The sequence below is a fragment of the Bacteroides cellulosilyticus genome (assembly GCF_020091405.1).
In the GTDB taxonomy this organism is placed as follows: domain Bacteria; phylum Bacteroidota; class Bacteroidia; order Bacteroidales; family Bacteroidaceae; genus Bacteroides.
The window spans coordinates 3,649,075-3,676,063 of record NZ_CP081903.1 but is presented as its reverse complement, the minus strand read 5'-3'; the positions used below and the strand labels follow the sequence as shown (position 1 = coordinate 3,676,063).

General features: G+C 44.0%; 23 protein-coding genes. 10 read left to right on the top strand and 13 right to left on the bottom strand.

What is annotated here, in order from left to right; translation table 11 throughout:
- Positions 1 to 5: 5 nt before the first annotated feature.
- Positions 6 to 2,636, bottom strand: a complete 2,631-nt coding sequence (locus K6V21_RS13310; RefSeq protein ID WP_224318908.1) for a valine--tRNA ligase — start codon at positions 2,634 to 2,636, stop codon at positions 6 to 8.
- 176 nt (positions 2,637 to 2,812) lie between these two features.
- Between K6V21_RS13310 and K6V21_RS13305 the strand changes: the two genes are divergently transcribed.
- Both K6V21_RS13305 and mazG read left to right on the top strand, forming a co-directional pair.
- A complete protein-coding gene (locus K6V21_RS13305; protein WP_224318907.1) occupies positions 2,813 to 3,862 on the top strand; it encodes a DUF3810 domain-containing protein in 1,050 nt (349 codons plus the stop codon).
- Between the two features lie 12 nt (positions 3,863 to 3,874).
- Positions 3,875 to 4,663, top strand: coding sequence for a nucleoside triphosphate pyrophosphohydrolase (gene mazG, locus K6V21_RS13300; RefSeq protein ID WP_044264695.1), 789 nt, complete (start codon positions 3,875 to 3,877; stop codon positions 4,661 to 4,663).
- A 157-nt stretch (positions 4,664 to 4,820) separates the two neighbouring features.
- Here mazG and K6V21_RS13295 read toward each other — a convergent pair whose 3' ends face one another.
- The 12 genes from K6V21_RS13295 to K6V21_RS13240 form a co-directional block, all read right to left on the bottom strand.
- Entirely contained in the window at positions 4,821 to 5,291 is a 471-nt protein-coding gene (locus K6V21_RS13295; RefSeq protein ID WP_217715957.1) for a hypothetical protein, read from the bottom strand.
- 32 nt (positions 5,292 to 5,323) lie between these two features.
- Positions 5,324 to 5,698 (bottom strand): hypothetical protein, encoded by a 375-nt coding sequence (locus tag K6V21_RS13290; protein WP_044264690.1) that lies wholly within the window; start codon positions 5,696 to 5,698, stop codon positions 5,324 to 5,326.
- A gap of 48 nt (positions 5,699 to 5,746) precedes the next feature.
- Entirely contained in the window at positions 5,747 to 6,301 is a 555-nt protein-coding gene (locus tag K6V21_RS13285; RefSeq protein ID WP_007212919.1) for an RNA polymerase sigma factor, read from the bottom strand.
- A gap of 20 nt (positions 6,302 to 6,321) precedes the next feature.
- Positions 6,322 to 6,642 (bottom strand): T9SS type A sorting domain-containing protein, encoded by a 321-nt coding sequence (locus tag K6V21_RS13280; RefSeq protein ID WP_217715956.1) that lies wholly within the window; start codon positions 6,640 to 6,642, stop codon positions 6,322 to 6,324.
- A gap of 280 nt (positions 6,643 to 6,922) precedes the next feature.
- Positions 6,923 to 7,837, bottom strand: a complete 915-nt coding sequence (locus tag K6V21_RS13275) for a ribonuclease Z (protein WP_224318906.1) — start codon at positions 7,835 to 7,837, stop codon at positions 6,923 to 6,925.
- A gap of 163 nt (positions 7,838 to 8,000) precedes the next feature.
- Positions 8,001 to 9,797, bottom strand: a complete 1,797-nt coding sequence (gene rpsA, locus K6V21_RS13270; RefSeq protein ID WP_217715954.1) for a 30S ribosomal protein S1 — start codon at positions 9,795 to 9,797, stop codon at positions 8,001 to 8,003.
- Between the two features lie 338 nt (positions 9,798 to 10,135).
- Positions 10,136 to 10,909 (bottom strand): hypothetical protein, encoded by a 774-nt coding sequence (locus K6V21_RS13265; RefSeq protein WP_224318905.1) that lies wholly within the window; start codon positions 10,907 to 10,909, stop codon positions 10,136 to 10,138.
- Positions 10,910 to 10,912: 3 nt separating this feature from the next.
- Positions 10,913 to 12,055 (bottom strand): WG repeat-containing protein, encoded by a 1,143-nt coding sequence (locus tag K6V21_RS13260; RefSeq protein ID WP_224318904.1) that lies wholly within the window; start codon positions 12,053 to 12,055, stop codon positions 10,913 to 10,915.
- A gap of 13 nt (positions 12,056 to 12,068) precedes the next feature.
- Positions 12,069 to 13,853, bottom strand: a complete 1,785-nt coding sequence (locus K6V21_RS13255) for a right-handed parallel beta-helix repeat-containing protein (protein WP_224318903.1) — start codon at positions 13,851 to 13,853, stop codon at positions 12,069 to 12,071.
- Between the two features lie 424 nt (positions 13,854 to 14,277).
- Complete coding sequence (locus tag K6V21_RS13250) at positions 14,278 to 14,475, bottom strand: hypothetical protein (protein WP_217715950.1); 198 nt, start codon at positions 14,473 to 14,475, stop codon at positions 14,278 to 14,280.
- The gene (gene coaW, locus K6V21_RS13245; protein WP_044264678.1) at positions 14,468 to 15,295 is read right to left on the bottom strand and encodes a type II pantothenate kinase; all 828 of its coding nucleotides are present in this window, start codon (positions 15,293 to 15,295) and stop codon (positions 14,468 to 14,470) included. The genes K6V21_RS13250 and coaW overlap by 8 nt, the downstream gene beginning before the upstream one ends.
- A 514-nt stretch (positions 15,296 to 15,809) precedes the next feature.
- On the bottom strand, positions 15,810 to 16,043 hold the full coding sequence (locus K6V21_RS13240; protein WP_217715949.1) for a YecH family metal-binding protein: 234 nt from the start codon (positions 16,041 to 16,043) through the stop codon (positions 15,810 to 15,812).
- 150 nt (positions 16,044 to 16,193) lie between these two features.
- Here K6V21_RS13240 and K6V21_RS13235 point away from each other — a divergent pair, with 150 nt between their 5' ends.
- From K6V21_RS13235 to K6V21_RS13200, 8 genes are all read left to right on the top strand, one after another.
- The gene (locus K6V21_RS13235) at positions 16,194 to 18,605 is read left to right on the top strand and encodes a TonB-dependent receptor (RefSeq protein WP_224318902.1); all 2,412 of its coding nucleotides are present in this window, start codon (positions 16,194 to 16,196) and stop codon (positions 18,603 to 18,605) included.
- 144 nt (positions 18,606 to 18,749) lie between these two features.
- Positions 18,750 to 19,160 (top strand): methylmalonyl-CoA epimerase, encoded by a 411-nt coding sequence (mce, locus tag K6V21_RS13230; protein ID WP_115502471.1) that lies wholly within the window; start codon positions 18,750 to 18,752, stop codon positions 19,158 to 19,160.
- A gap of 114 nt (positions 19,161 to 19,274) precedes the next feature.
- Positions 19,275 to 20,828 (top strand): acyl-CoA carboxylase subunit beta, encoded by a 1,554-nt coding sequence (locus K6V21_RS13225; RefSeq protein WP_009128927.1) that lies wholly within the window; start codon positions 19,275 to 19,277, stop codon positions 20,826 to 20,828.
- 32 nt (positions 20,829 to 20,860) lie between these two features.
- On the top strand, positions 20,861 to 21,793 hold the full coding sequence (locus K6V21_RS13220; protein WP_224318901.1) for an OadG family transporter subunit: 933 nt from the start codon (positions 20,861 to 20,863) through the stop codon (positions 21,791 to 21,793).
- A gap of 22 nt (positions 21,794 to 21,815) precedes the next feature.
- Complete coding sequence (locus K6V21_RS13215) at positions 21,816 to 22,244, top strand: acetyl-CoA carboxylase biotin carboxyl carrier protein (RefSeq protein WP_009128929.1); 429 nt, start codon at positions 21,816 to 21,818, stop codon at positions 22,242 to 22,244.
- A 1-nt stretch (position 22,245) separates the two neighbouring features.
- Positions 22,246 to 23,406, top strand: coding sequence for a sodium ion-translocating decarboxylase subunit beta (locus tag K6V21_RS13210; RefSeq protein ID WP_217715946.1), 1,161 nt, complete (start codon positions 22,246 to 22,248; stop codon positions 23,404 to 23,406).
- A 184-nt stretch (positions 23,407 to 23,590) separates the two neighbouring features.
- Positions 23,591 to 24,907, top strand: coding sequence for a tetratricopeptide repeat protein (locus tag K6V21_RS13205; protein WP_224318900.1), 1,317 nt, complete (start codon positions 23,591 to 23,593; stop codon positions 24,905 to 24,907).
- Between the two features lie 223 nt (positions 24,908 to 25,130).
- A complete protein-coding gene (locus K6V21_RS13200; protein ID WP_224318899.1) occupies positions 25,131 to 26,981 on the top strand; it encodes a glycoside hydrolase family 13 protein in 1,851 nt (616 codons plus the stop codon).
- Positions 26,982 to 26,989 lie beyond the last annotated feature (8 nt).

Sequence of the window (26,989 nt, the reverse complement as noted above, 5' to 3'; positions counted from 1 at the left end):
AAGGCTTATTTCTTCAGCGCAGCAATACTCTCTTTCAGAGAGTTGATAATACTTTCCGCATCCGCCTGTTTCTTACGTTCCAGTTCAAGGACAGCGGCAGGAGCATTATTCACAAACTTCTCATTGCTCAGCTTCTTCATGACGCCTTGCAGAAAACTTTCTTTGTGCTTCAATTCTGCTTCCATACGGGCTATTTCTGCTTCTACATCAATCATATTCCCCAGAGGTACGGCATATTCCATAGTTCCTACCATGAATGAAGCAGCACCTTCGGTTTTAGTATCTACCACATCAATTGCCGAGAGATTACACATCTTCATGATAACCGGATTGAATTCTGCAATCGGATTTTCGCCTACAACCTGCAATTCCAACGTTTCCTTTTGAGCTATGTTTTTCTGCAAACGGATAGAACGAACATTACTGATCACCTCTTTCACTACTTCGAATTGCCGAACTGTCTCACCATCCACATAGGTATTTATTGTCAAAGGACATACCATAAGACTTTCACCTTCTTCGCGCTCATACATCTGTTGCCAAAGCTCTTCGGTAATGAACGGCATGAACGGATGAAGCAAATGAAGCAGATTATCGAAATAAGAAATCGCAGCACCATGAATTGAACTGTGGATACCTTGGCCATAAGCCGGCTTTATCATTTCGAGGTACCAGGAAGAGAATTCATCCCAGAATAATTTATAAACAGCCATAAGAGCTTCGCTCAAACGGTATTTACTAAACAAATCAGCTACCTCAGCAGCAACCTCATTTTGTTTGGATTCAAACCAAAACGATGCCAGTCTTGCAGCTTCCGGCACAGGCTGACTGTCATCAATAGTCCAGCCACTTACCAAGCGGTAAGCATTCCATATCTTGTTACAGAAGTTACGTCCCTGTTCACAAAGAGCGTCATCGAACAAGATGTCATTTCCGGCAGGAGCTGCAAGCATCATACCCATACGCACACCATCGGCACCAAACTTCTCAATCAGTTCCAACGGATCGGGAGAATTACCGAGGGACTTGGACATCTTACGTCCCAACTTATCACGAACGATACCCGTAAAGTACACATTCTTGAACGGCATCTTTCCTTCATATTCATAACCTGCCATAATCATGCGAGCTACCCAGAAGAAAATGATATCCGGACCGGTTACCAGGTCACTTGTCGGATAGTAATAATCGATTTCCTCATTACCCGGATTGTTGATACCATCAAACAAAGAGATGGGCCACAACCAGGAAGAGAACCAAGTATCCAGACAATCTTCATCCTGACGAAGATCTTCCAAAGTCAGGGCCGGATTGCCGGTCTTCTCTTTTGCCAGCTTCAGAGCTTCTTCTTCAGTAGCTGCTACCACATATCCACCTTCCGGAAGGAAGTATGCCGGAATGCGATGTCCCCACCACAACTGACGGCTGATACACCAGTCCTTGATGTTCTCCATCCAGTAGCGATAGGTGTTCTTATACTTGGCAGGGTAGAATTTCAGATCGTCATTCATTACAGGAGGCAATGCCATATCTGCAAAATGCTGCATCTTAAGGAACCACTGCATAGAAAGCTTCGGCTCTATAACTACGTTGGTACGCTCGGAATAACCTACCTTATTGGTATAGGCTTCCACCTTATCCAACAGGCCGGCAGCATCCAGGTCTTTCTCAATCTGTTTACGAACATCAAAGCGATCCATACCGATATAAAGACCGGCAGCCTCGCTCAATGTACCGTTATCGTTGAAGATATCGATGCTTGGCAAGTTATACTTTTCACCCAGCATATAGTCATTCACATCATGTGCAGGAGTTACTTTCAGACAACCTGTACCGAACTCAATATCTACATAATCATCTTCGATTACCGGGATAACACGATTTACCAAAGGAACGATCACTTTCTTACCTTTCAGCCATTCGTTCTTCGGGTCGTTCGGATTGATACACATAGCGGTATCACCCATGATCGTTTCAGGACGGGTGGTAGCTACCACGGCATAACGTCCTTCCGCATCACCTTCCACTTTATAGCGCAGATAATACAGTTTGCCATGCTCCTCCTTGTAGATAACTTCTTCATCAGAAAGGGCAGTCAAAGCCTTCGGATCCCAGTTTACCATACGCACACCACGGTAAATCAGCCCCTTATTGTAGAGGTCTACAAATACTTTCAATACACTTTCACTACGCTTTTCGTCCATAGTGAAAGCGGTGCGGTCCCAATCACAAGAAGCACCGAGTTTACGCAGCTGCTTCAGGATGATGCCACCATGTTCATCTGTCCACTCCCAGGCATGCTTCAGGAATTCGTCACGGGTAAGATCTGTCTTCTTGATACCTTGTGCAGCCAGCTTATTTACTACTTTCGCTTCCGTAGCGATAGAAGCGTGGTCAGTACCCGGTACCCAGCAGGCATTTTTACCTTCCATACGGGCACGGCGTACCAGAATATCTTGAATGGTATTATTAAGCATGTGTCCCATGTGGAGCACGCCGGTGACGTTAGGGGGCGGAATGACGATGGTGTAAGGCTCACGACCATCGGGTTTTGAACTGAATAATTTGTGGTCCAACCAATACTGGTACCACTTTCCCTCTACGTCAGCAGGGTTGTACTTACTTGCTAATTCCATATCTTTTAAATCTGTATATAATTTATTTTATCGCGAATAACGGGCGCAAAATTACTAAATTTAATTCAAATCTTGCCACCCTCCGGCGCTTTCTGTGCAGAGAACGACAAATATAAAGCAAATTTCTTACGTGACATTTAATAAATGTATATTTTTGCCTTTCAAATAAATTTGCGATGAAATATAAGCTGAAGATTCGTTATATCGTGCTATGCACGCTCTTGTTAGTAGTCTGGGCCACACAGTTCATTCCGGCTATGGGAAAAATATATGCACACAGCGTATATCCTGTCATAGCCTATATTCTTTCGTCTTTCTCCCGCCTCATTCCCTTTGCCATAGGCGACTTATTCATAGCCCTCAGCATTGCGGGCGTACTCCTCTACCCTGTCTATGCCCGCCGCTTTCAGAAGAAAAAATGGAAACGCATCTTACTGAATGATATTGAATATCTGTTATGGATATACGTCTGGTTCTATCTGGCTTGGGGACTTAATTATTCACAGCCCAATTTCTACCAGCGAACGGAGATTCCCTACACTGCATACACTCCCGAAAACTTCCGGAACTTCGTTGATGATTACGTTGACAAACTGAATGGTTCGTATGTAGATGTAACTACCATCAATAAGGACCTTATCCGCCGGGAAACAGTTCGCGGATACAATCAGATCAGTGATACGCTGGATGTACATCATCCTTTCCATAAATCACCACGAGTGAAGACAATGCTTTTCACTCCACTGATTTCCATGGTGGGCGTCACCGGTAGCATGGGACCTTTCTTCTGTGAATTTACCTTGAATGGAGATCTGCTCCCTTCACAGTATCCTGCCACGTATGCTCACGAACTGGCACATTTATTGGGCATTTCCAGCGAGGCGGAAGCCAACTTCTACGCTTATCAGGTCTGTACCCGTTCGCAAGCGCGAGGTATCCGTTTCTGCGGATACTTTTCAGTACTGGGACACGTACTTACCAATGCCCGCCGACTGATGGATGAAGAAGAATACAAAGAGCTCTTCAACCGGATACGTCCCGAAATCATTGAACAGGCTAAAAGTAATCAGGAATACTGGACGGAAAAATACAGTCCACTCATCGGAGATATACAAGACTGGATATACGACCTGTACCTGAAAGGAAACAAGATACAAAGTGGCCGCAAGAACTACTCCGAAGTAGTCGGGTTGCTTATATCCTATTATACACATTGCAATAAATAACCCTATAAAGATATGTTACATACAAGAAAAGAACAGATGGAAGCCTTCGGACGCTTCCTGGACATACTCGACGAACTCCGCGAGAAATGTCCCTGGGACCGCAAGCAGACTAACGAAAGTCTGCGTCCCAACACCATTGAAGAAACTTATGAACTTTGTGACGCCCTGATACGTGACGATAAAAATGATATCTGCAAAGAGCTGGGAGACGTCTTGCTACACGTAGCTTTCTACGCAAAGATAGGTTCCGAGAAAGGCGATTTTGACATGAAAGATGTATGCGACCACCTTTGCGAGAAATTAATTTTCCGCCATCCCCATGTGTTCGGTGACGTAAAAGCCGATACTGCCGGACAAGTTTCCGAAAACTGGGAACAACTGAAGTTAAGAGAGAAAGGTGGAAACAAGAGTGTGTTGAGTGGTGTTCCTGCCGCCCTTCCTTCACTCATCAAAGCTTACCGTATTCAAGACAAAGCCCGCAACGTCGGCTTCGACTGGGAAGAACGGGAACAAGTGTGGGATAAGGTAAAAGAAGAAATCCAGGAGTTTCAGGCAGAAGTGGCCAATATGGATAAGGACAAGGCAGAAGCCGAATTCGGGGATGTACTATTCAGCCTCATCAATGCCGCACGCCTCTACAAGATCAATCCGGATAATGCATTAGAACGCACCAACCAGAAGTTTATCAACCGCTTTAATTATCTGGAAGCACATACCATCAAGGAAGGCAAAAACCTGCATGATATGACTCTGGAAGAGATGGACGTCCTCTGGAACGAAGCTAAAAAGCTGGAAAAATAAAAACTCAAATGCATAGGACTGCGAAGATTCACACTTGCGGCTGCGAAGGCCATCATTTATACAAGTGAAGGCTTACACTTGCGGGAGTGTAAGCCTTCGCAGCCGCATGTATCGGCAATAGATGAAAAAAGGAGCCGAAGCTCCTAAAATTCTGTTATTATTTCTTTCCTTGCGGTTTCTGAGGTTCTCCACCTTTATGATGCATCCCCTTCAGCAACTCACGGTTAAAACGCATTTCAGCACGCTGTACTAAATATATCTTTTTGTTCGAAAGTATCTTCTTGAACTTCTCATAGTAAGTTTTCTCCAGACGGTTGGTAGCAATACGGGCATCATATACGCCTTCTAAAATCTCATTATATTGCGCTTCGGTCGTCTTTTCATCCTTTCCTTTTCGAAGTAAGTTCCATGCTTCGTCATTCAGTTGCTTTTTGCGATCCTGTAATTCAAAATAAACAGGAAAGAATTTAGCGGCTTCTTCCTTAGTCAATCCGGCTTTTTCAGTGATATACGCTTTCTGCTTGGCACGGAATTCATCAGGAGACAAATGTTGATTACATCCGTCCATAGCCCATGACAAGGGGATGAAACTGCACATCACAATAAACAAAACAATCAGCTTTTTCATTTTCTTCTCATACAGTTAAGTTGTTACTCACATCACTCTGCACCGGCGTCTGTGAGATAGACATACAGCGAATAATCATCCAGCATGGAATCATCCAGCACTGCACTGATATATTCATCAGAAACAACTTCGGTTTCAGGTTCGTCCATCGCCATCCGGTTGTTAACAGGTGTACGGTCAGTAGAAGCAACGCGGATAATCAATGCTGCGCCGGCAAACATGGCAGTCATATATACCCATGGCTTAATTCTCTCCCACTTCGTAGGTTCTCTCTTAATAATTGCAGGTGTTTCCTTTTCGGGAAGCCGGCTCATCACCTCTGAAGTAAGATTCTCAAAGTATCCGTCAGGAACACGGAAAACATTTTCCTTCCCTACCTTCTTCAATATGTTATCTTCTTCTTTCATAAGCTTTTTTCCTCTCTGTTAGGTTAGACTATGTTTTGGGGTAAAGGTTTAAACCTCTCCCTCCAAAAACTTCTCGATTTTTTTCACGGCATGATGATAAGAGGCTTTCAGAGCGCCGACAGATGTGCCGAAGATGTCGGACATCTCCTCGTATTTCATTTCCTGGTAATACTTTAAGTTGAATACCATACGTTGCTTTTCCGGCAGTGTAAGCAATGCTTTCTGTAGAGACTTCTGTGCCCGGTCGCCGGAGAAATAGGGATCGCTTTCCAGCTTCTGAAGTACAGAAGCATCTTCATCATCGATAGAAACAGTAGTTACAGCGCGTTGTTTATTTAGGAAAGTCAAACATTCATTCAAAGCGATGCGATAGAGCCAGGTAGAAAGCTTCGCATCCCCACGGAAATAATCGATATTGGTCCATGCCTTAATGAACGTGTTCTGAAGTAAGTCATTGGCATCTTCATGCAAAAGCACCATACGACGGATCTGCCAGTATAATTGTTCGCTATATTGCGCAACAATCAACTCAAACCCTCGCTTTTGTGTACTTTCATCTTGTAGAAGCTCCAGCACTTCGCGTTCATTATAGGAAGGATTCATAAGTATCTATTCCGTTTCGTTTATTTGATTACCACTTTCCGCACGACATTCCCAATCTTAAAGATGTAATAACCTTTAGGCAAATTCACCTGAACGGTGACATCCGTAGAGTCAATGCGTATCGTGGTAAGTTTCACGCCTACAATATTGTAGACTTCCATCTGGGAGCCGGGTTCTGCATTCTGCACACGTACCCGGTTTTCTGCCGAAACAGTCAGCACAATAGTAGAAGACGGCTGCTCTTTCTGAGCCGTTTCCTGCTTCCGACCGTCCTGCGCCCATGCCACGGACTGCGACGAAAAAGTCAACAAAAAGAAAAAAAAGTAGAATAACTTTCTCATCTATAAGCCTATGTTTTCAGATTATTCCGTACAAATATACGGCATTCGGTTCGATAAAACAAAAAACAGACGGTTAAATGATAAATTAGCGGCTTTGCCACTAATTTAAGTTACGAGCTACGGGCTACAAGTAACAAGTACTTTTCAGTGTGAAAATAACTTTATTTCCTTCCTTACAAGAGAAGGAGAACTAAAATAGTTTTAACCATAAATAGCATACCGAAAGGCACTTGTAACTTGTAGCCCGTAGCCCGTCACTAATTTAGTGCATAGCACTAAATTATACCTCCAAACACAGCGTTTCCTTAGCCAGCACCGTCTCGGGGAAAACAGCCGAAGCTTCTTTAAGCAAAATATTCTCATCCTCATAACGGGCAGAAAAATGCCCGATCACCAATTTATTCACTCCTGCCGCCTTGGCTATCTCTCCTGCCTGAGCAGCAGTAGTATGAAAAGTTTCTTTGGCACGAGGCAAGTCTGCATTTGCAAAAGTGGCCTCATGGAATAGCAAATCTACTCCTTTTATCTGTTCTGCAATCTCAGGCATATAGATGGTATCCGAACAGTAGGCATAACTACGCGGTGGATCAGACGGACGTGTCAGTAAGGAATTGGAAATGATTTTGCCTTCCGGAGTCACATAGTCTTCCCCATTCTTTATCCTATTCAACTCATATACCGGCACTTCATAAAAGTCGACCATCTCCCGAATAATATGATTGGGCCGCTGCTTCTCTGCAAACAGAAAGCCGCAACAAGGCATACGATGACGCAATGGAATGGTAGTCACTGTCAGAGAACGGTCTTCATAGATCATTCCGGGTTCTTTCGTCTCAAACTCATGGAAAAGAACCTTATACGTCATTTGCCGGCAAAAGAAACTTAGCATCGGAGCAAACAGGGCTTCCAATCCTTTCGGCGAATGAATATGCAACTCAGCCGTGCGCCCCAGCAGATTGAGCGTGGATATCAATCCCAGCAAACCAAAACAATGATCTCCATGCAGATGAGAAATAAAAATATGATTCAAGCGGGAAAACTTCAGTCGGGACTTGCGGAATTGCAATTGCGATCCTTCTCCGCAGTCTATCATATAAAGTTTGTCACGCACATTCACCACTTGCGAAGTGGCAAAATGACGGGTAGTAGGCAACGCAGAACCGCAGCCCAGTATATGTAATTCAAATTTCTCCATAACACTGCAAAGATACGGAAATTCACCACAGAGGGCACAGAGAACACATAGTTTTTTCTGCTTGATAAGAAGTACTCCGTGACCTCCGTGTCCCCTGTGGTGAACAAAGAAAAGGGTACCTGTGATAACAAGCACCCTTTACCTTATTTATATATAGAAGTTATTACTTCTTTCCAGCTTCCATTTGCTCTTTCAAAGCAGCCAGAGCGTCGATGTCGCCCAGAGTAGTAGAAGCAGCCTGGTTTTGAATAGCCGGAGCGTCTTCTCTCTTATTGCCAGCCGGCTTCTTACCAGCAGCCTTCTTTTCAGCTCTTTCTTCTGCCTTTGCAGCATCTTCGAAGATACGGCTGTGAGAAAGGATGATACGCTTAGCATCTTTGTTGAACTCGATAACCTTGAATGACAGTTTCTCATCCATCTGAGCCTGAGAGCCATCTTCCTTAACGAGGTGTTTCGGAGTAGCGAAACCTTCTACGCCATAAGGCAGAGCAACAACAGCACCCTTATCCAGCATTTCGATGATAGTACCTTCGTGTACAGAACCTACAGTGAATACCGTTTCGAATACATCCCAGGGGTTTTCTTCGAGTTGCTTGTGGCCAAGGCTCAAGCGACGGTTTTCTTTGTCGATTTCCAGTACCTGAACTTCGATGTCCGCACCGATCTGAGTGAATTCAGAAGGATGTTTAACCTTCTTAGTCCAAGACAGGTCAGAGATGTGGATCAAGCCGTCAACACCTTCTTCGATTTCAACGAATACACCGAAGTTAGTGAAGTTACGAACTTTTGCAGTGTGCTTAGAAGCTACAGGGTACTTCTCTTCGATAGTTTCCCATGGATCTTGCTTCAGTTGTTTGATACCCAAAGACATCTTACGTTCTTCGCGGTCCAGAGTCAGAACTACTGCTTCCACTTCGTCACCTACCTTCATGAAATCTTGTGCAGAACGCAAGTGTTGTGACCAAGACATTTCAGATACGTGGATCAAACCTTCAACGCCCGGAGCGATTTCGATGAATGCACCGTAGTCAGCCATAACCACTACTTTACCCTTCACCTTGTCACCCACTTTCAGCTCACCGCTAAGAGCATCCCAAGGATGCGGAGTGAGTTGCTTCAGACCGAGAGCGATACGCTTCTTTTCATCGTCGAAATCAAGGATAACAACGTTGAGCTTCTGGTCGAGTTCAACCACTTCCTTCGGATCGCTTACGCGGCCCCAAGACAGGTCAGTGATGTGAATCAGACCGTCTACGCCACCCAGGTCGATGAATACACCATAAGATGTGATATTCTTAACGGTACCCTCAAGAACTTGTCCTTTTTCGAGCTTACCGATAATTTCTTTCTTCTGTTGTTCCAGTTCAGCTTCGATAAGAGCCTTGTGAGAAACAACCACGTTCTTGAATTCCTGGTTGATCTTAACAACCTTGAATTCCATAGTTTTGCCAACGAATACATCGTAGTCGCGGATAGGTTTCACGTCGATCTGAGAACCCGGCAAGAAAGCTTCGATACCGAATACGTCTACGATCATACCACCCTTTGTGCGGCACTTGATGTAACCCTTGATAATTTCTTCGTTTTCCAAAGCAGCGTTCACACGGTCCCAAGAGCGAGTAGCGCGAGCTTTACGGTGAGACAGAACCAACTGTCCTTTTTTGTCTTCCTGGTTTTCGATGTATACTTCTACAGTATCACCGATCTTCAAGTCAGGATTGTAGCGGAATTCATTCAGAGGAATGATACCGTCTGATTTGTAACCGATGTTCACAACAACTTCACGTTTGTTCATCGCGATTACAGTTCCGTCAACTACCTCACGGTCGTTAACTTTGTTAAGCGTACTGTCGTAAGCCTTTTCCAACTCTTCGTGGCTGGCACCACCGAAGGTTTCGCCATTTTCATAAGCATCCCAGTTGAAGTCTTCAACAGGCGCTACATTTTTTAAGTTTTCCATTAAATAAAATAAGTTGTTTAATAATTAATTGAGTGAGACATTATATTAGCTCATAAATTCGGGCGCAAAGATAGTAGTATTTTCTTGAAGAGCAAAAAGTTCCATCCGAAATTTCTTGGTATTTTTACATCCGATCGGTATAGAACAATCGGTAACTTTGCCTTAGATGTTTTATATAGAAAACAAAAACAGGTCAAAACCGTTCTGTGTACAAAACAAAAACGTCCTGTTTAGAATGGGAATAAAATTAAGGATATGAAAAAGAGGAGAAGTAATGCCTCTCCTCTTTCCGTCACTCTTATCCAGTACATTGGACAAAACAGCACAGATTCTCCCTTTTACCAATACTGAATCTCTCTTTTTTCTATCACTACAGGCAGATTTTTCTGGGTTGTAGTAGCAGTTTCCTCTCCCATTTCCGTTACACTTTTTTCTTCCACAGCAGCCACCTCACGAGTCAACCAATTTCCATATAGGTCCAGTTCTGTATACGTATAAGTCTTAGTGGTAACGGCGTCTACTTCATAATCGCTGAAACTACTTTTTTCGGTTGCAACGAAAGCATTACCTTTATTATAAGTAAATGCAATATCCTCACTTGCTTCCCAGTAGACACACTCTATACCTTTCAGCCGACCTTCCTTATCATACGAATATTTAAACTCATATTGTGTATCCGATTCGGCACCTGTAGCAGCTTTTCTCTGAATACTCTGAATTCTACCATCCCTGTCACGCTTTAGTATTACCCGCATACCTTCGGTAGTCAAGTCTTTGCCGCCCAAAAACTTTCCCGACTCACCGTATTCAAAAGAGAGTTTTCCTCGGTAAGGTGCTTCATCTATTTCAATCAAGCCTTCTTTAGTAAAAGTCAGATTCCGGAAATCATCGCATTCTTTCCCTACTTTGTCATAAGACTTCATGGTGCACTCTTTTACATGCCCCATCAAATTATACCCATCCAAATCCAAAGAGCGGAATGCAGCACGTTCCGCTTCGACAAGGGAATCCGCAACCTGTTGCTGTTCTTCGCCACTCTTGGACTGAGTATTACCACAACTACAAAAACATACTATGGCGACTGCCATAAAAACGAATCTATTATTTTTCATAACTTAAAAATTTAAATAATCAACAAGACTTACTCCGGAGCTATAAAGTCTCTGTATGAGACTATTAAATCGGCTGCGGAATCGAGTTTCTCCTACTAATTCTCCCTTACGATTCATCAGAGCGACTCCATCTCTCGTTTGCACAAAAGCGACATCGCCCATGAAATTACCTAAAGGAGCATATTCAGTCTCCAACGCTACTTTCCCTTCTCTATCAATATATCTTCCAAGCACCAAAGTCCACTTGTCACCATTAAAGAAATTGATATTTACGCCTCCTGAAGATTTGAAAGCGGCTTCAATCTTTATCTTTCCATTTTTATCACACCAGCCGTACAAGTTTCCATCAACACTAAAGCGATACCATCCATCGTCATATTCCAAATCTTTAAAATAAGGTTCAATCAGATAGTTTCCTTTTTTATCAATCAAGCCAAATGATTTCTCACCGGATTTATCTTTCAGCACAACCACAGCACATCCATTAGAATCAAACATAAACGGTTGGTCAAATAGATAATCAATAACCAACTCGCCTTTTCTATTAATACAGCCATATTTCTGTTCTGAATAAACACAAAACATACCGTTCTTAAAAACTCGAAAGCAAATATCATTCAAATCCCACTCCGGTTGTATAACCCATTCACCCTGCTTATTTAGAAAGCCACATTTACCCTTCTTCTCGCCTATCACTAAACCTTCAGAAAAAGTCATACTCTTAAATAATTTGTCCGAATGTGGAACTATAAACAATTCATTCCCGTTCTTCATATCAATGGCAGTTCGCGGACTATAAGTAGCTCTTTCTTTCCGCACCCATCCAACACCATCAGATATACCATAGATTTCTGCATATCCCTCTTTATTAAAAAGGAAATTTCCCTTCTCATCTATGAAGTAATGCCTGCCGTCCCACTCTACACAAGCTATTCCATCTACAAACAAACTTGCCCGATCGAATGCTTTGTCGAACAGGGGATTCCCCTTTTCATCAATATAATACTTTTTACCAAGCCAACTCCCGTTATCAAAATCTTTTACAGGAAAGATGTGCATTCCATTAATATCTCGTTCCTGAGTATTGCCACCACAAGAAGCAATCAAAATGATGAGCAAAAAGCTCAAACTAATATTCCGATACATAGTTTTATTCTGTTTATTCGTCCATTAATAATTTGGATAATAATATCTTGGCACCCTGTTTAACAATATAATAATCCGGCTGTTTAGGATTCACATTAAATGCCGGACGAAGTTCCTTGCCTTGCACATACTCCATCCGTTCCACTACCTTCCAGCCGGGCGACCTATACTGCAATAAATAGGCAATACTCTTCTTTCCGGGTAATTCCTTATAAAGCACAACTTCGTTCATTCCATCATTCTTTATATCTATCAACTGGAAAGAAAAATTATACTTTCCTTCTTCACAACCGCCGAAGCTATAAGGCAACATTATGTCCGCATCGTTGTGCACAAAAGCAAGTATACCATATTTCTGTCCCTCCCTTTCCGCTTCAAACACCGCAATTCCTATTCCCTCCGCATCTTTTGAATAACGGAATGTTTTCTTTGTTCCGGCCAACAGATGAGAAACAGATACATACTCGAAAGCACCTACATCGATGCTTTTCAATAATACCCTTCCGGAATAAGCGAAATCATAGGTGGTGAAGCACAAGCCGGTATCTCCGGCATCAATCAAAGTCGAGTTCTCCGATAACATAGGCAATAAGCCGCCATCCTCTTTCGATATGAAACAAGGATAATTCTCTCCCGCATTATCTCCTGTATTCAAAGCAGACAGGTTGATGATGCCACATGCCGTATCAAGCTCCGGAATACCCAGTCCTCCCTGAATGGCACATCCGCGCAAGTCCAGTTTTATATTCTGCTGATTTTCTATTTCTTTCGTATTCCCCCATAACACCGTGTTAGCAATCAAGGGAGATTTTCCCTCACCATACAGTTCATATCCTCTCACATAAACGTTCAGGGCTGTGCCGGTATTTTGTATGATGGTACCATTCACAATCTTTATAGTGACATCTTGCACATCAATGATATTCTCCCCCTTCACTGATCCGTTTTTCCACACCACACAGTTATACATTTCGCTATTCACCTGCAGATAAACAGCTGCTCCACTCCTTTCGGCAGTATTTCCTTCGAATGTGCAATTGGTCAGGAATACATTCACTCCATAAAGTCCTCCACCTTCACGGGCATGGTTATTAGCAAAGCGGCAATCCGTCACATGATGCTGATAAATGGCACCTGTAAACATGCCTCCTCCCTGTCCGCGAGGATTATTATTATCATGAATATCGCATCTCTTTACTTTCAGAATGCCATCACCGCCGATCCCTATTTCATTATGATGTATATTGCAATTTTCTACAATAAAGATATTGCCTCCCATTACCTGTACGCCTTCGCGCCCGCAATTAAAAATTTCACAGCCATATAACTGCCCGTTTCCGGTAATTCGACGTCCGCCATACACTTTGCATCGTGACAGTACACTGTTATTCATCCTCAATTCTGACGACGGTGTGAGGTGCATGTCAAATTCTACGTCTTCCGCCCAACAGTTGTCACAATAAAAGGCATCCTGCTGAGTTTTGTCACTAAAAGTAATAATTGTCTTATGCTCACCTTGCGCTTCCTTTCTGACCCCCCCTTTGGAATAGCCACCGGAGATAACTACATTCTTCACATTGGCACTCCGCAAACGATAGGTACCTTCTGTCAGATAAATAGTCATACGGTCTACCTGAGAAGATAAGGCCAGCACATCCCATAATTTTCCAGAAGCACTTTCCCAGGAAGTACCATCTCCGGTTCCATTTTCCGAAACATAGCGTACAATTTCAACTTGGGCATTCGCGTTTCCCGCCAAGAAACAGCCCCATGCTACAATTAATAGTAGTCGTCTCATAATATTAGAAATAATCCGCCTATCCTCTGTCAACGGGGTTATTATATAAAGAAAGCGTGAGGACTGTTATTGTCTATTCTTCTCTCAGGCTCTGGAAAATGCCTAATGCCGTAATAGACAACAGCCCTCACGCCTATATATATAACATAGACGTGAAGAAACTGTTGCTATCATCCCACGGCATTTGAATTTTCCAGATTCGAGAGAAGGGGATAATAACTTTTCGCTTCTTGCGTTTTTTCTTAAAACATAAAGTCATATTTGCCGTTTATCGCTATAACAGGCCTGACTTCATCTGCAAATGTAGAATAAATTTCTTTATCAGAAAGAAATTTCTAAAAATAAAAAGCACTTCAAGTTTTATTTCTTTCCGAGTGAAGAATATTTATCACGGAAATCAGTGACAAGATTATTATTTACGTAATCAGATGCGATGTTTCAAAACTATACCGGAACCGTATCTGCTCCGTATCAACTCCGTACCTACTCCGTGTCCTATAGAAGAGGTCTGATACGGAGCCGACACGGAGTTGATACGGAGCAGATACGGACGAATTACGGAGATAGCACGGAAATGACATGAAGGCCCTACGGAGACGCACGAACCCGGATAATCAAGCATTCTTCCTGATATACGCCAGCGCCGCCCCTATCGCCGTTCTATATTCCGCATAGGGTGGAATATGGAAGCGCACCCCATATATCTTTTCCATATTCGGAAAAACCTCATGGCACTGCGGAAATTTAGTAAGATTACCAATCAAGACAAAATCTTTGATAGGACCATTCAGCGCAGACAACACCGCTGCACCACCTATCGTTTGCAGCACCATATAAATAATCCCTTTGGCAATATCTTCCTGCGAAGCGTTGCTATCCGCTTTTCCGAACAGCGAAGCAGTGGCATGCACCGGAAGATCCGGCAAAGGACGATTGCAAATATCGCCGATCTGTAAGTTTACGCGGGTAACGTCCCCTTTCTCGGCAATGGCTGCAATCTGCCGGAAATCATGCGTCTTCAGCAATAAGCGGGAAAGCCCCTGCAAAGTACCTCCGCCAATTGCCATACCACCAATATGCTCTATCTTTTCTCCGTTGATTCTTACGAAAGAAGTGCCCGTTCCCATGCTTACCACAATCAGCTGGTCAATATCCGTGGCATGACGTGCACCCAACCCATTGGCTATAAACTCATCGACCTTATCCGTGGGTAAACCATACAACGGACTATCTACAAATGCACTGCCCACACCTGTCAGCATCACTTGCTCTATATCCGAAAGCTGAATACCGTTATCATAAATATACTTCCCGAAAGCCCCGAACAGAGAAGTAACCGGATCAGTCGCAGTGATAAACATCGGTGACTGTATCTGTTCTCCGTTGATCCCTACAATTTTTGTAGTACTTCCGCCAACGTCTATTCCTATTACAATTCCCATAGTTTCAATATTGCATTCGGCTACAAAGGTACAAATTGTTTTATTGCAGATGTGTATTCAAATATTTTTTGTTGCATACATAGCCCTTCCACACACTCATACCCCTTTATTCATCGGCCTTAACAGGTGGAAGGGTATAAAACGGGGATAGCGTAGAGGCAATATGTGGATATGACATAGATATAAAATGGATATGACATACATTTGTTTTGCTATACAAATCATCCGGTGCTGACTACAGTCAGCAAGTCGTTTGATTATAATCAGTAAATCTACCGACCATAACCAAACGACTTACCGACTATAGTCAAACGATTGAAATGCCTTATCCAAACCAACGTAACATATTACTAATAACCAATATATAACAGCTCTATCCATTGCCCAAAATAAGCTTGCCATAAATCAAGAAGCTTAAAAAGCACGCTTCCACCCGCTAACACTGATGAATAAAGGGACGCAGAACTGTGAAAGGGTACAGCGAGAAACCGCTATAGGACTAAAGTTATCAGCATCAATGGTTGCAAACCTTCGTTATATCCACCGTAAATCCATCAGCAACAGGCATAAACTTGCCTTTCGCTTTCAGAAACTCTATCAGCGCATCCGCATCCATATCTTCTGCCGAGCAAGTATAGAAATGTTGATGCTCGCCGAATTTCCTGATGATTGCCTCTTTTAATGATGATTCCGAGTAACTGTTGCCTTCCATCATGTGAAGGACTTCATGAGCATGTAATTGTTCCATAATCTATTTTTTCTGCAAAGATAGAACGAAGCACGGATTGGAGTTGTAACATTTGTGACACTAACCTATAAAAAATAAAGAAGCAAAGTTAAAAGCTCTTTTTTACCTCCCGATATACGTTTCGGGAAGTTTCTCCGTTATAGAAAAGGTATGAGACATTTTTGGTTACTGACATCTCTTATAATCCTATTCTCCACTCCCGCCTTTGCCCAGAAAACGGTCAAGATAGGCGGAACGGTTACGGATGAAAATGGCAATCCGATTGAATTGGCAACAATACGATTGGAAGGGACGGCTATAGGCACAGTCAGCAACCTGAAAGGACGGTATTCACTGAAATTCGAAAGCCGGGACAGTGTAACAGTTATCTTCTCCATGCTGGGATACCAAACCCGTAAGCGGAAGTTAGTACGGCCACAGGGGAATATCAGTCTGAACATAACCTTGCCCCCGATGAATTTTGAATTGGGCGAAGTGAGCGTAACAGAGCATCGCCGGCAAACCGGAACCATCCAACAGATAGAAACCAAACAAAACCGCCTGGCCCCTGACGCTTCGGGCGGAAGCATAGAAGCCGTGATAGCCACACAGGCCGGAGTGAGTAGCAACAACGAACTCAGTTCGCAATACAACGTGCGCGGCGGTAGTTTCGATGAGAACATGGTGTACGTCAACGGCATTGAAATATACCGCCCCTTGCTGATCCGTTCCGGGCAACAGGAAGGGCTGAGTTTCATCAATCCCGATATGGTGCAATCCGTCGGCTTCTCCACGGGAGGCTATGAGGCCAAGTACGGGGACAAGATGTCATCCGTGCTGGACATCACCTACAAGAAACCCGAACGGTTAGAAGGAAGTGCCTCCGTCAGCCTGTTGGGAGCCTCGGCATACGTAGGAATCGCCACCAAAAAGCTAACCTGGACAAACGGTATCCGTTATAAAACCAATCAATATCTGCTGGGTACGCTGGATACAAAAGGAGAATACGACCCGCGTTATATCGACTATCAAACTTATCTGAACTGGACACCTTCGAAGCGTTGGGAAGTAGGCGTCATCGGCAATATTTCAGAAAACCGCTATAACTTCCAGCCGGAAGACCGCTACACCCGCTTCGGCACTCTCAGCAATGTACGCGAGTTTAAAGTCTATTTTGAAGGACAGGAGAAAGATTTATTCCGCACCCTGTTTGGAACCGCTTATGCCACCTACCGGCTGAACGAACAGAACAGCCTGACCCTGCAAGCCTCCGCCTTCCACACGAAAGAACAGGAGACGTACGACATCACCGGACAATACTGGCTGAACTCCCTGGACAGCGGAACACAAGTAGACGGCACTACCAACGAAGAGGAAACTGCCGAAACCATCGGTGTGGGAACTTACATGGAACATGCCCGCAATTACCTTACCGCAGAGGTGCAAAGTTATTCCATCACAGGCCGCCACCGACTGAAAAGCCACTCCTTGCAATGGGGTGCGGAGTTCAAACGGGAGCGCATCAAAGACCGGATGCGCGAATGGGAAATGCGCGACTCTGCCGGATACTCCATGCCACAGACCTCCGAAGGGCCGGAACTATTCTACACCCTCCGCTCACGCAATGAAACGGACAGCAAACGATACGGATTTTACCTGCAAGACACATACCGCTTCCGCTCCACCGCCGGACTATTCACCCTGACCGCCGGCATACGAGGCAGTTACTGGGACTGGAACAAAGAATTCATCTTCAGCCCGCGTGCTTCCCTGGCACTGATTCCGGCATTCAATGAGAAATTCACCCTGAGAGTAGCCGCCGGAGTCTATTACCAGGCACCGTTCTATAAAGAATTCCGGGATACCACCCAGGTGGACGGGATAGCTACCGTATCCCTGAACCGTGACATCCGTTCGCAGCGCTCCCTACACTTCATGGCAGGCGGCGACTATAATTTCCGTGCCATGGACCGCCCGTTCCGCTTCTCTATGGAAGTGTATTACAAAGCGTTGAGCAATCTCATCCCTTACAATATAGATAATGTACGGATCAGTTATTACGGACGCAACCTTTCCAAAGGTTACGCCACCGGTATCGACATGAAACTGTTCGGTGAATTTGTTCCCGGAACAGACTCCTGGCTGAGCTTCTCGCTGATGAAGACCGAAGAAAAAATAAACGGACAATGGCTCCCCCGCCCCACCGACCAGCGCTACCGTCTTTCGCTCTATTTTACGGACTATTTTCCCGGTAGCCGCAAGTGGAAAATGAACCTGAAAGGTACACTTGCCGGAGGTCTTCCCTTCGGCCCTCCACATAGCGGACGCGAGGCTGCCGTATTCCGTACATCCCCTTACCGACGTGTGGATATAGGCATGTCCCGCTGTATCATCGACCGCAGTGAACGCGAAAATCAGCGCGGTATCCGCAGCCTCTGGTTGGGCGTTGATATTTTCAATTTGCTAAATATCAGCAACGTCAACTCCTATTATTGGGTAACAGATACCCGAAATAACCAGTTTGCAGTACCCAATTACCTGACATCTCGTCAGATTAACGTCCGACTGTTGCTCGACTTCTGAACAGAAGTCTAAAAAAACCTTTCTAAACTTCAAATATCCAATAATTAATTGACGAAAAATTTCTCTATTAAGGAAGAAATCTCTTTCTTTGTGCTGTTTTATGCCTTTGATTAAGACATTATACCAACATTAATAAATATAGTTATGAAGATTTCACACATTGAGCATCTGGGCATTGCTGTTAAGAGCATTGAAGAAGCCCTGCCGTATTACGAGAACGTATTAGGTCTGAAGTGCTACAACATCGAAACTGTAGAAGACCAGAAAGTTAAAACCGCTTTCCTGAAAGTTGGTGACACTAAAATCGAACTTCTCGAACCGACCTCTCCCGAAAGTACTATTGCTAAGTTCATCGAAAACAAAGGTGCAGGCGTTCATCACGTGGCATTTGCTATCGAAGATGGTGTAGCAAACGCATTAGCTGAAGTAGAAGCTGCAGGCGTTCGCTTAATCGACAAGGCTCCGCGCAAAGGTGCTGAAGGTCTGAGCATTGCTTTCTTACACCCGAAATCAACACTGGGCGTATTGACAGAACTTTGTGAAAAGCCGGAATAATATGCATTAATTACGAAATTAGGAATGACGGATTACTTATTTTACAGGCAGTTCGTCATTTGTAATTCATAATTCACAATAAAATAATAGTATTAACCCATTATATTTAATAAAATGAGTAATCAACTTGAAAAGATTAAAGAGCTTATAGATCGCCGCACAGCTGCACGTCTGGGTGGTGGTGAAAAAGCGATTGCCAAACAGCATGAGAAAGGTAAATATACAGCTCGTGAGCGCATAGCCATGCTTCTCGACGAAGGCAGTTTCGAAGAAATGGATATGTTTGTAGAACACAGATGTACCAACTTCGGTATGGAAAAGAAACACTATCCCGGTGATGGTGTTGTGACCGGTTGTGGTACTATCGACGGTCGTTTGGTTTATCTGTTCGCACAGGACTTTACAGTTTCTGCCGGTTCTTTGTCTGAAACGATGTCTCTGAAGATCTGTAAGATTATGGATCAGGCTATGAAAATGGGTGCTCCTTGTATCGGTATCAACGACTCGGGTGGTGCACGTATCCAGGAAGGTATCAACGCTTTGGCTGGTTATGCTGAAATCTTCCAGCGCAATATCCTGGCATCAGGTGTTATCCCGCAGATTTCAGGTATCTTCGGTCCTTGTGCCGGTGGTGCTGTTTACTCTCCTGCACTGACTGACTTCACGTTGATGATGGAAGGTACTTCTTATATGTTCCTTACCGGTCCGAAGGTGGTTAAGACTGTAACGGGTGAAGATGTAACTCAGGAAAACCTGGGTGGCGCAAGTGTTCACTCTACTAAATCAGGTGTAACTCACTTCACTGCCAAGACCGAAGAAGAAGGTTTGGCTTTGCTGCGTAAACTGTTGAGCTACATTCCTCAGAACAACCTGGAAGAAGCTCCTTACGTAGATTGTACCGATCCTATCGACCGTCTGGAAGATTCTCTGAATGAAATCATCCCCGATAGCCCGAACAAGCCGTACGACATGTACGAAGTAATTGCCGCTATCGTTGACAACGGTGAGTTCCTCGAAGTTCAGAAAGATTACTCAAAGAATATCATTATCGGTTTCGCACGTTTCAACGGACAGTCCGTAGGTATCGTTGCCAACCAGCCGAAGTATCTGGCAGGTGTGCTCGATAGCAACGCATCCCGTAAGGGTGGCCGCTTCGTTCGTTTCTGCGATGCTTTCAATATTCCTATCGTTTCATTGGTAGACGTTCCGGGATTCCTTCCGGGAACAGGCCAGGAATACAATGGTGTAATCCTGCATGGTGCCAAGTTGCTGTACGCTTACGGTGAGGCTACTGTACCTAAGGTAACAGTAACATTGCGTAAGTCTTACGGTGGTTCACACATCGTAATGAGCTGTAAGCAACTCCGCGGTGATATGAACTACGCATGGCCTACTGCTGAAATCGCTGTTATGGGTGGTGCAGGTGCCGTTGAGGTATTGTATGCCCGCGAAGCCAAGGAACAGGAAAATCCTGCTCAATTCCTGGCAGAAAAAGAAGCTGAATACACCAAACTGTTTGCTAATCCTTACAATGCAGCCAAGTATGGCTACATCGATGATGTGATTGAACCGCGTAACACACGTTTCCGCATTATCCGCGCCTTGCAACAGTTGCAGACTAAGAAATTGACTAACCCGGCTAAGAAGCATGGTAATATTCCTTTGTAATCAGGCTTTTAACACTAAAAACAAGAACGATTATGAATAAAACAAAAATCGGAATATTCTTTACCTTGCTGCTGGTGTTAGGTGTATGCTCTTCCTGCGGAGAGAAGAAATCGAACAATAAGCTGGTGCTGAATGAAGTGCTGATTACCAACGAAGGTAATTATCAGGACGACTACGGCTTGCACAGCGCATGGATTGAAATATTCAACAGATCATACGGCAGCGCCGACCTAGCAGGTTGCTATCTGAAAGCCAGTAGTCAACCGGGAGATACTGCCAGCTATTTTATCCCTAAAGGTGATGTCCTGACTTTGGTAAAACCTCGTCAACATTCATTATTTTGGGCCGATGGAGAAGCAAGACGTGGTACATTCCACACGAACTTCACGCTGAATCCGGAAACACAGAACTGGATTGGTTTATATGATTCAGGACGCAATTTATTGGATCAGATAACCATACCGGCAGGCGCATTACAAGCTAACCAGTCTTATGCCCGCGTAAGTGATGCGGCCGAAAAATGGGAAGTTAAAGACGGTAGTGCAGAGAAATACGTAACTCCGAGTACCAATAACAAAACTATCGACAGCAATGCTAAGATGGAGAAATTCGAAGAGCATGATAGCGATGGTATCGGTATGTCTATTTCTGCCATGAGTGTAGTATTTTGCGGATTGATCCTACTTTATATTTCATTCAAAATTGTCGGTAGAGTATCTGTTAACCTCAGCAAGCGTAATGCTATGAAGGCTAAAGGTATTACTGACAAACAGGAAGCTAAAGAAAAGAAACTGGGCGAAGCTCCGGGAGAGATATTTGCTGCTATTGCCATGGCTATGCACGAGATGCAAAGCGATGTACACGATGTGGAAGACACCGTTCTTACTATCACCCGTGTGAAACGCAGCTATTCACCATGGAGTTCGAAGATTTACACATTGCGTGAAACTCCTCTGAAAAAGTAATCACCTATAAATTGATAAAACGATGAAAGAATATAAATATAAAATCAACGGTAATACATATAAAGTTACCATTGGAGATATCGACGAAAATATCGCTCATGTAGAAGTGAACGGTACTCCCTACAAGGTAGAAATGGAAAAGGCACCGAAAGTGGTTGTTAAACCGGTAACACGTCCTACCACTCCGGCTCCGGCTCCGGCAACTCCTGTTGTGAAACCGGCTGCTGCTTCTACTGGCAAGTCAGGTGTTAAATCACCGCTTCCTGGTGTTATCCTCGACATCAAAGTCAATGTGGGTGATACAGTGAAGAGAGGACAAACTATTATTATCCTTGAGGCTATGAAGATGGAGAACAATATCAATGCCGACAAAGACGGTAAAATCACTGCGATCAACGTAAGTAAAGGAGATTCCGTTCTCGAAGGTAATGACCTTGTAATTATTGAATAATATGGGAGAATTTATCACATTTATAGGAAACAACCTTGCCGACTTCTGGACGTACACGGGTTTTGCCAATGCAACGGTAGGCCACGTCGTTATGATCCTGGTAGGTTTGTTCTTCATATACTTGGCGGTAGCCAAGGAATTTGAACCGATGCTGCTGATTCCTATCGGATTCGGTATGCTGATCGGTAATATTCCTTTCAACATGGAAGCCGGACTGAAAGTCGGTATCTATGAGGAAGGTTCTGTGCTCAACATCCTGTATCAGGGAGTAACCTCCGGTTGGTATCCGCCGCTCATCTTCTTGGGCATTGGTGCCATGACGGACTTCTCGTCTCTGATATCCAATCCTAAGTTGTTACTAATCGGTGCTGCTGCTCAGTTTGGTATCTTCGGTGCTTATATGATTGCTTTGGAAATAGGTTTCGATCCTATGCAAGCCGGTGCAATCGGTATCATCGGTGGTGCTGACGGTCCGACGGCTATCTTCCTTTCATCCAAGCTGGCTCCTAACCTGATGGGGGCGATTGCGGTATCAGCCTATTCTTACATGGCGTTGGTACCGGTAATCCAGCCGCCTATCATGCGCTTGTTGACTAACAAGCACGAACGTCTGATCCGTATGAAACCGCCGCGCGTAGTTTCTCACACGGAGAAAGTAATCTTCCCGATTATCGGTTTGTTGCTGACTTGTTTCCTTGTTCCGTCCGGTCTGCCTTTGTTAGGTATGCTGTTCTTCGGTAACCTGTTGAAAGAAAGTGGTGTAACCCGTCGTTTGGCTGAAACGGCACGCGGTCCGCTGATTGATACAATTACTATCTTATTAGGTTTGACAGTAGGTGCCTCTACTCAGGCTTCTGAGTTCCTGACGCTCGACTCTATCAAGATCTTCGGTCTGGGTGCATTGTCATTCGTAATTGCTACCGCTTCAGGTGTGCTCTTCGTGAAGATATTCAACCTCTTCCTGAAGAAAGAGAATAAGATCAACCCGTTGATCGGTAATGCAGGTGTATCTGCTGTACCCGACTCGGCACGTATCTCTCAGGTTGTAGGTCTGGAATATGATCCTACAAACTACCTGCTGATGCACGCCATGGGTCCGAACGTTGCAGGTGTAATCGGTTCTGCAGTAGCTGCCGGTATCTTGCTGGGATTCCTGATGTAAAAGACATGTGCGTTGAGTGGTATCTTTACCATTCAAAACATCCGGTATATTTTAGCGCTCCTTCGTCTGAAGGGGCGCTATTTTTATTCGTTAATCTATCTAAAAGAGGCTACGAATATTTCGTAAAGTAAATCTTTTTAGTAACTTGCAGCCAATTAAGCAATACTTTAAAGATAAAAAGACTATGCGGAAACTCTTTATTCTACTCTTTTTCAGTGCCTCTTCATTGCTGATGGCACAAAATACCAACCCAATTCAGGAAGCAATGGCAAACTATGATTATGAGACGGCATTGACGCTTATTGATAAGGAGACGCCGACTGTTCCCCTACTCTATCAAAAAGGGAAAGCTCTGAAAAGTCTTGGCAACAACAAGGAAGCGCTTCAGGTATATGAAGAAATCGTGATGCAAGATTCTCTGAATCCACGAGCTTATATTGAAGCTGCAGAGTGCTGTAAGTCATTATTAAAAAACAAACAGGCATTAAAATATTATCAAAAGGCAGTGGACCTGAATCCGGATAATAAGTATACCCGTATTCAATACATTACTCTATTACTGAATCAGCGGAAATTCGATGAAGCATTGGGAGAGAGCAGTCTACTTACAGAAACAGATAGCTCGGCTGTCGCATTACATCTACAAGCTCAAAGTTTTGAAGGGGTAGATGACATTTTAGCAGCATTGGGATGCTATGAAAACATACAGGAAAAATATCCCAACGATTTTCTGGCTGCTGCCAAAGCAGCAAGACTACACATCGAAGGAGCATTTTATAATTATGCTATAGAAGCTACCGAAAAATACCGCCAAATAGACAGTACAAACGTTGTTGTAAACCAACAAAACGCATTGGCATACTGCCTGATGAAGGATTATCAGACCGCAATAAAGAGATACGAACAGTTACTAAGCCTAGGGGACAGTACATTTACCACCTGCTACTATTTAGGAGTCAGTTATTACGCAGTAGAAAAGTTTTATGAAGCACATGATATACTGGAAGTAGCTCGCCAATATGATAAGCGTAATGTGAATCTGCTATATTATTTAGGACGCTCCTGTTCCAAAACGTCATGGAAGGATCAAGGAGTTGCATATCTGGAAGAAGCTGTGGCATATGCTACCCCACCCGATAGCGCTATGGTACGCCTCTATGTTGGCCTCACAGACTGCTATAAAATGGCACTAATGCCTAAAGAGCAAATCAAAACGATGCAAGACAGATATGATAAATATGATATAGAAAATCATAAGCTCTTGTATGACATGGCATATGTTTACCAATATCAGTTGAAAGATAAAAAGAATACAGAACGTTGCCTGGAGGCTTTCCTTAAAACGCGTCCCAAAAACAGCAGTGAGCAACCCGAAACAGATGATAAAGGAAATGTAATATTAGGATTAAGTACTTATTATGGTGCAGCCGAAACTTGGCTGAAAGATCTTCGCGAGAAAAAGAAAGTGGATGACTTCTTTCAGGGGAAAGTGAATGAGTGACAAGCTACAAGTTACGAGCTACAAGTGGTTTGCTGTGTAATAGCGCAGCTACTCGTAACTCGTAGCCTGTAGCCTGTAGCTTGTAACTTGTAGCTCGTAGCTAATTCATTGAAAACGTTTGCATAACATTATAAAGTATATAATAGCGGAGTAGCGGCAGCTTTCTCCGCTATTTGCTTATATTAGCACCAAAATACGGATATAATAACGAAAAGCTAATATCATGAAAAAATTATTCCTTATCCTGGGAACGTTTTTACTTTCCCTTAGTACGTATGCAGCTATGAACGTAAACAAAATCGACCCTCCGTTTTGGTACGCCGGAATGCAAAATCCCGAACTCCAACTTATGGTCTACGGTGAAGACATCGGTAACTCTTCCGTTACCGTCAACTATCCCGGCGTTTCTTTGAGCAGCACTGTCAAGCTGGAAAGCCCGAACTACCTGATTGTCTACCTGAGACTGGAGAAAGATGTGAAACCCGGTAAAGTAGCTCTCACTTTTGCACAAGGCAAAAAGAAAATCGTCAAAGAGTATGAACTGAAAGCACGCGGCAAGAAAAGCTGTGAACACAAAGGTTTTGATGCTTCCGACGCCCTCTACCTGTTGATGCCCGACCGTTTCGCAAACGGCAATCCGGACAATGACCAAATCCCCGGCATGGCCGAATACAAAGTAGACCGCAATGATCCGAATGCCCGCCATGGTGGTGACCTTGCAGGTATCGAGCAAAATCTGGATTACTTCTCCGACCTGGGTATAACCGCACTTTGGTTCACTCCGGTACTGGAAAACAATATGACCGGCGGTTCGTACCACGGCTATGCTACTACCGATTACTATAAAGTTGATCCGCGTTTCGGTACCAACGAAGAGTATCAGCAACTGATATCCAAATGCCACGACCGCGGCATCAAGATTGTAATGGATATGATCTTCAACCACTGCGGTGTAGAACATCCATGGATTAAAGATATGCCGTCTAAAGACTGGTTCAACAATCCCGATCATGAAAAGAACTTCGTGCAGACTTCTTTCAAACTGACTCCGCACGTTGATCCTTATACTTCACAATACGATTTCGACCAGATGAACGACGGTTGGTTTGTTACCGCTATGCCGGACCTTAACCAAAAGAATCCGCACGTATATCGCTACCTTGTACAGAACAGCTTCTGGTGGATTGAGTACGCCAATATCGACGGTATCCGCATGGACACTTATCCGTATGCCGACTATGACGCCATGAGCAACTGGATGAAAGAGCTGAACGAAGAATACCCCAACTACAACACCGTAGGCGAAACCTGGGTTACCGAACCGGCTTATACAGCCTGGTGGCAAATGGATTCCAAACTCTCTGCCCCGAAGAACAGTAACCTGAAAACCGTTATGGACTTCAGCTTCTTCGATAAAATCAACACTGCCAAGAACGAGCAGACCGAAACATGGTTCAAAGGTCTGGATCGCGTGTACAATAGCTTCGTATACGACTTCCTCTACCCCAACCCGGCTTCCGTACTGGCATTTATCGAAAACCATGATACCGACCGCTTCCTGGGTGAAGGCGACAATCTGCCAATGCTGAAACAAGCTTCTACCTTGCTACTTACCACCCGCCGTATTCCGCAACTCTACTATGGTACGGAAATCATGATGAACGGTGTAAAGAGCAAGAGTGACGGATACGTTCGTAAGGACTTCCCCGGTGGATGGTCTGGCGATACAGAAACCGCATTAACAGCCGCAGGACGCAGCAAGATACAGAACGAATGTTATAACTTCTACAAGACCTTATTGAACTGGCGTAAAGGAAACGATGTCATTGCCAAAGGTAGCATGGTGCAATTCATGGTACAGAACGGTGTTTATGCGTATGCCCGCCAGCACGAAGGTAAAACCGTATTCGTAATGCTGAATGGTACAGATGCCGAGACTACTGTTCCTTTGAAATTCTACAAAGAAATACTGAAAGATTCCAAACAAGGAAAAGATATTCTTAGTGGAAAGACAGTTGCATTCGGTGAATCGCTGACAATGGGACCAAGAGAATCATTGGTGATTGAACTGTAAACAGTATT

Bases quoted from the DNA above. Each gene is read 5' to 3' on its own strand.
- K6V21_RS13265 (WP_224318905.1), bottom strand. From the start codon at position 10,909: ATGAAAAATAATAGATTCGTTTTTATGGCAGTCGCCATAGTATGTTTT.
- K6V21_RS13290 (WP_044264690.1), bottom strand. From the start codon at position 5,698: ATGAAAGAAGAAGATAACATATTGAAGAAGGTAGGGAAGGAAAATGTT.
- K6V21_RS13200 (WP_224318899.1), top strand. From the start codon at position 25,131: ATGAAAAAATTATTCCTTATCCTGGGAACGTTTTTACTTTCCCTTAGT.
- K6V21_RS13215 (WP_009128929.1), top strand. From the start codon at position 21,816: ATGAAAGAATATAAATATAAAATCAACGGTAATACATATAAAGTTACC.
- mazG (WP_044264695.1), top strand. From the start codon at position 3,875: ATGTTACATACAAGAAAAGAACAGATGGAAGCCTTCGGACGCTTCCTG.
- K6V21_RS13305 (WP_224318907.1), top strand. From the start codon at position 2,813: ATGAAATATAAGCTGAAGATTCGTTATATCGTGCTATGCACGCTCTTG.
- K6V21_RS13255 (WP_224318903.1), bottom strand. From the start codon at position 13,853: ATGAGACGACTACTATTAATTGTAGCATGGGGCTGTTTCTTGGCGGGA.
- K6V21_RS13205 (WP_224318900.1), top strand. From the start codon at position 23,591: ATGCGGAAACTCTTTATTCTACTCTTTTTCAGTGCCTCTTCATTGCTG.
- K6V21_RS13285 (WP_007212919.1), bottom strand. From the start codon at position 6,301: ATGAATCCTTCCTATAATGAACGCGAAGTGCTGGAGCTTCTACAAGAT.
- K6V21_RS13295 (WP_217715957.1), bottom strand. From the start codon at position 5,291: ATGAAAAAGCTGATTGTTTTGTTTATTGTGATGTGCAGTTTCATCCCC.
- coaW (WP_044264678.1), bottom strand. From the start codon at position 15,295: ATGGGAATTGTAATAGGAATAGACGTTGGCGGAAGTACTACAAAAATT.
- rpsA (WP_217715954.1), bottom strand. From the start codon at position 9,797: ATGGAAAACTTAAAAAATGTAGCGCCTGTTGAAGACTTCAACTGGGAT.
- K6V21_RS13310 (WP_224318908.1), bottom strand. From the start codon at position 2,636: ATGGAATTAGCAAGTAAGTACAACCCTGCTGACGTAGAGGGAAAGTGG.
- K6V21_RS13260 (WP_224318904.1), bottom strand. From the start codon at position 12,055: ATGTATCGGAATATTAGTTTGAGCTTTTTGCTCATCATTTTGATTGCT.
- K6V21_RS13210 (WP_217715946.1), top strand. From the start codon at position 22,246: ATGGGAGAATTTATCACATTTATAGGAAACAACCTTGCCGACTTCTGG.
- K6V21_RS13280 (WP_217715956.1), bottom strand. From the start codon at position 6,642: ATGAGAAAGTTATTCTACTTTTTTTTCTTTTTGTTGACTTTTTCGTCG.
- K6V21_RS13275 (WP_224318906.1), bottom strand. From the start codon at position 7,837: ATGGAGAAATTTGAATTACATATACTGGGCTGCGGTTCTGCGTTGCCT.
- K6V21_RS13220 (WP_224318901.1), top strand. From the start codon at position 20,861: ATGAATAAAACAAAAATCGGAATATTCTTTACCTTGCTGCTGGTGTTA.
- mce (WP_115502471.1), top strand. From the start codon at position 18,750: ATGAAGATTTCACACATTGAGCATCTGGGCATTGCTGTTAAGAGCATT.
- K6V21_RS13240 (WP_217715949.1), bottom strand. From the start codon at position 16,043: ATGGAACAATTACATGCTCATGAAGTCCTTCACATGATGGAAGGCAAC.
- K6V21_RS13225 (WP_009128927.1), top strand. From the start codon at position 19,275: ATGAGTAATCAACTTGAAAAGATTAAAGAGCTTATAGATCGCCGCACA.
- K6V21_RS13235 (WP_224318902.1), top strand. From the start codon at position 16,194: ATGAGACATTTTTGGTTACTGACATCTCTTATAATCCTATTCTCCACT.
- K6V21_RS13250 (WP_217715950.1), bottom strand. From the start codon at position 14,475: ATGCTTGATTATCCGGGTTCGTGCGTCTCCGTAGGGCCTTCATGTCAT.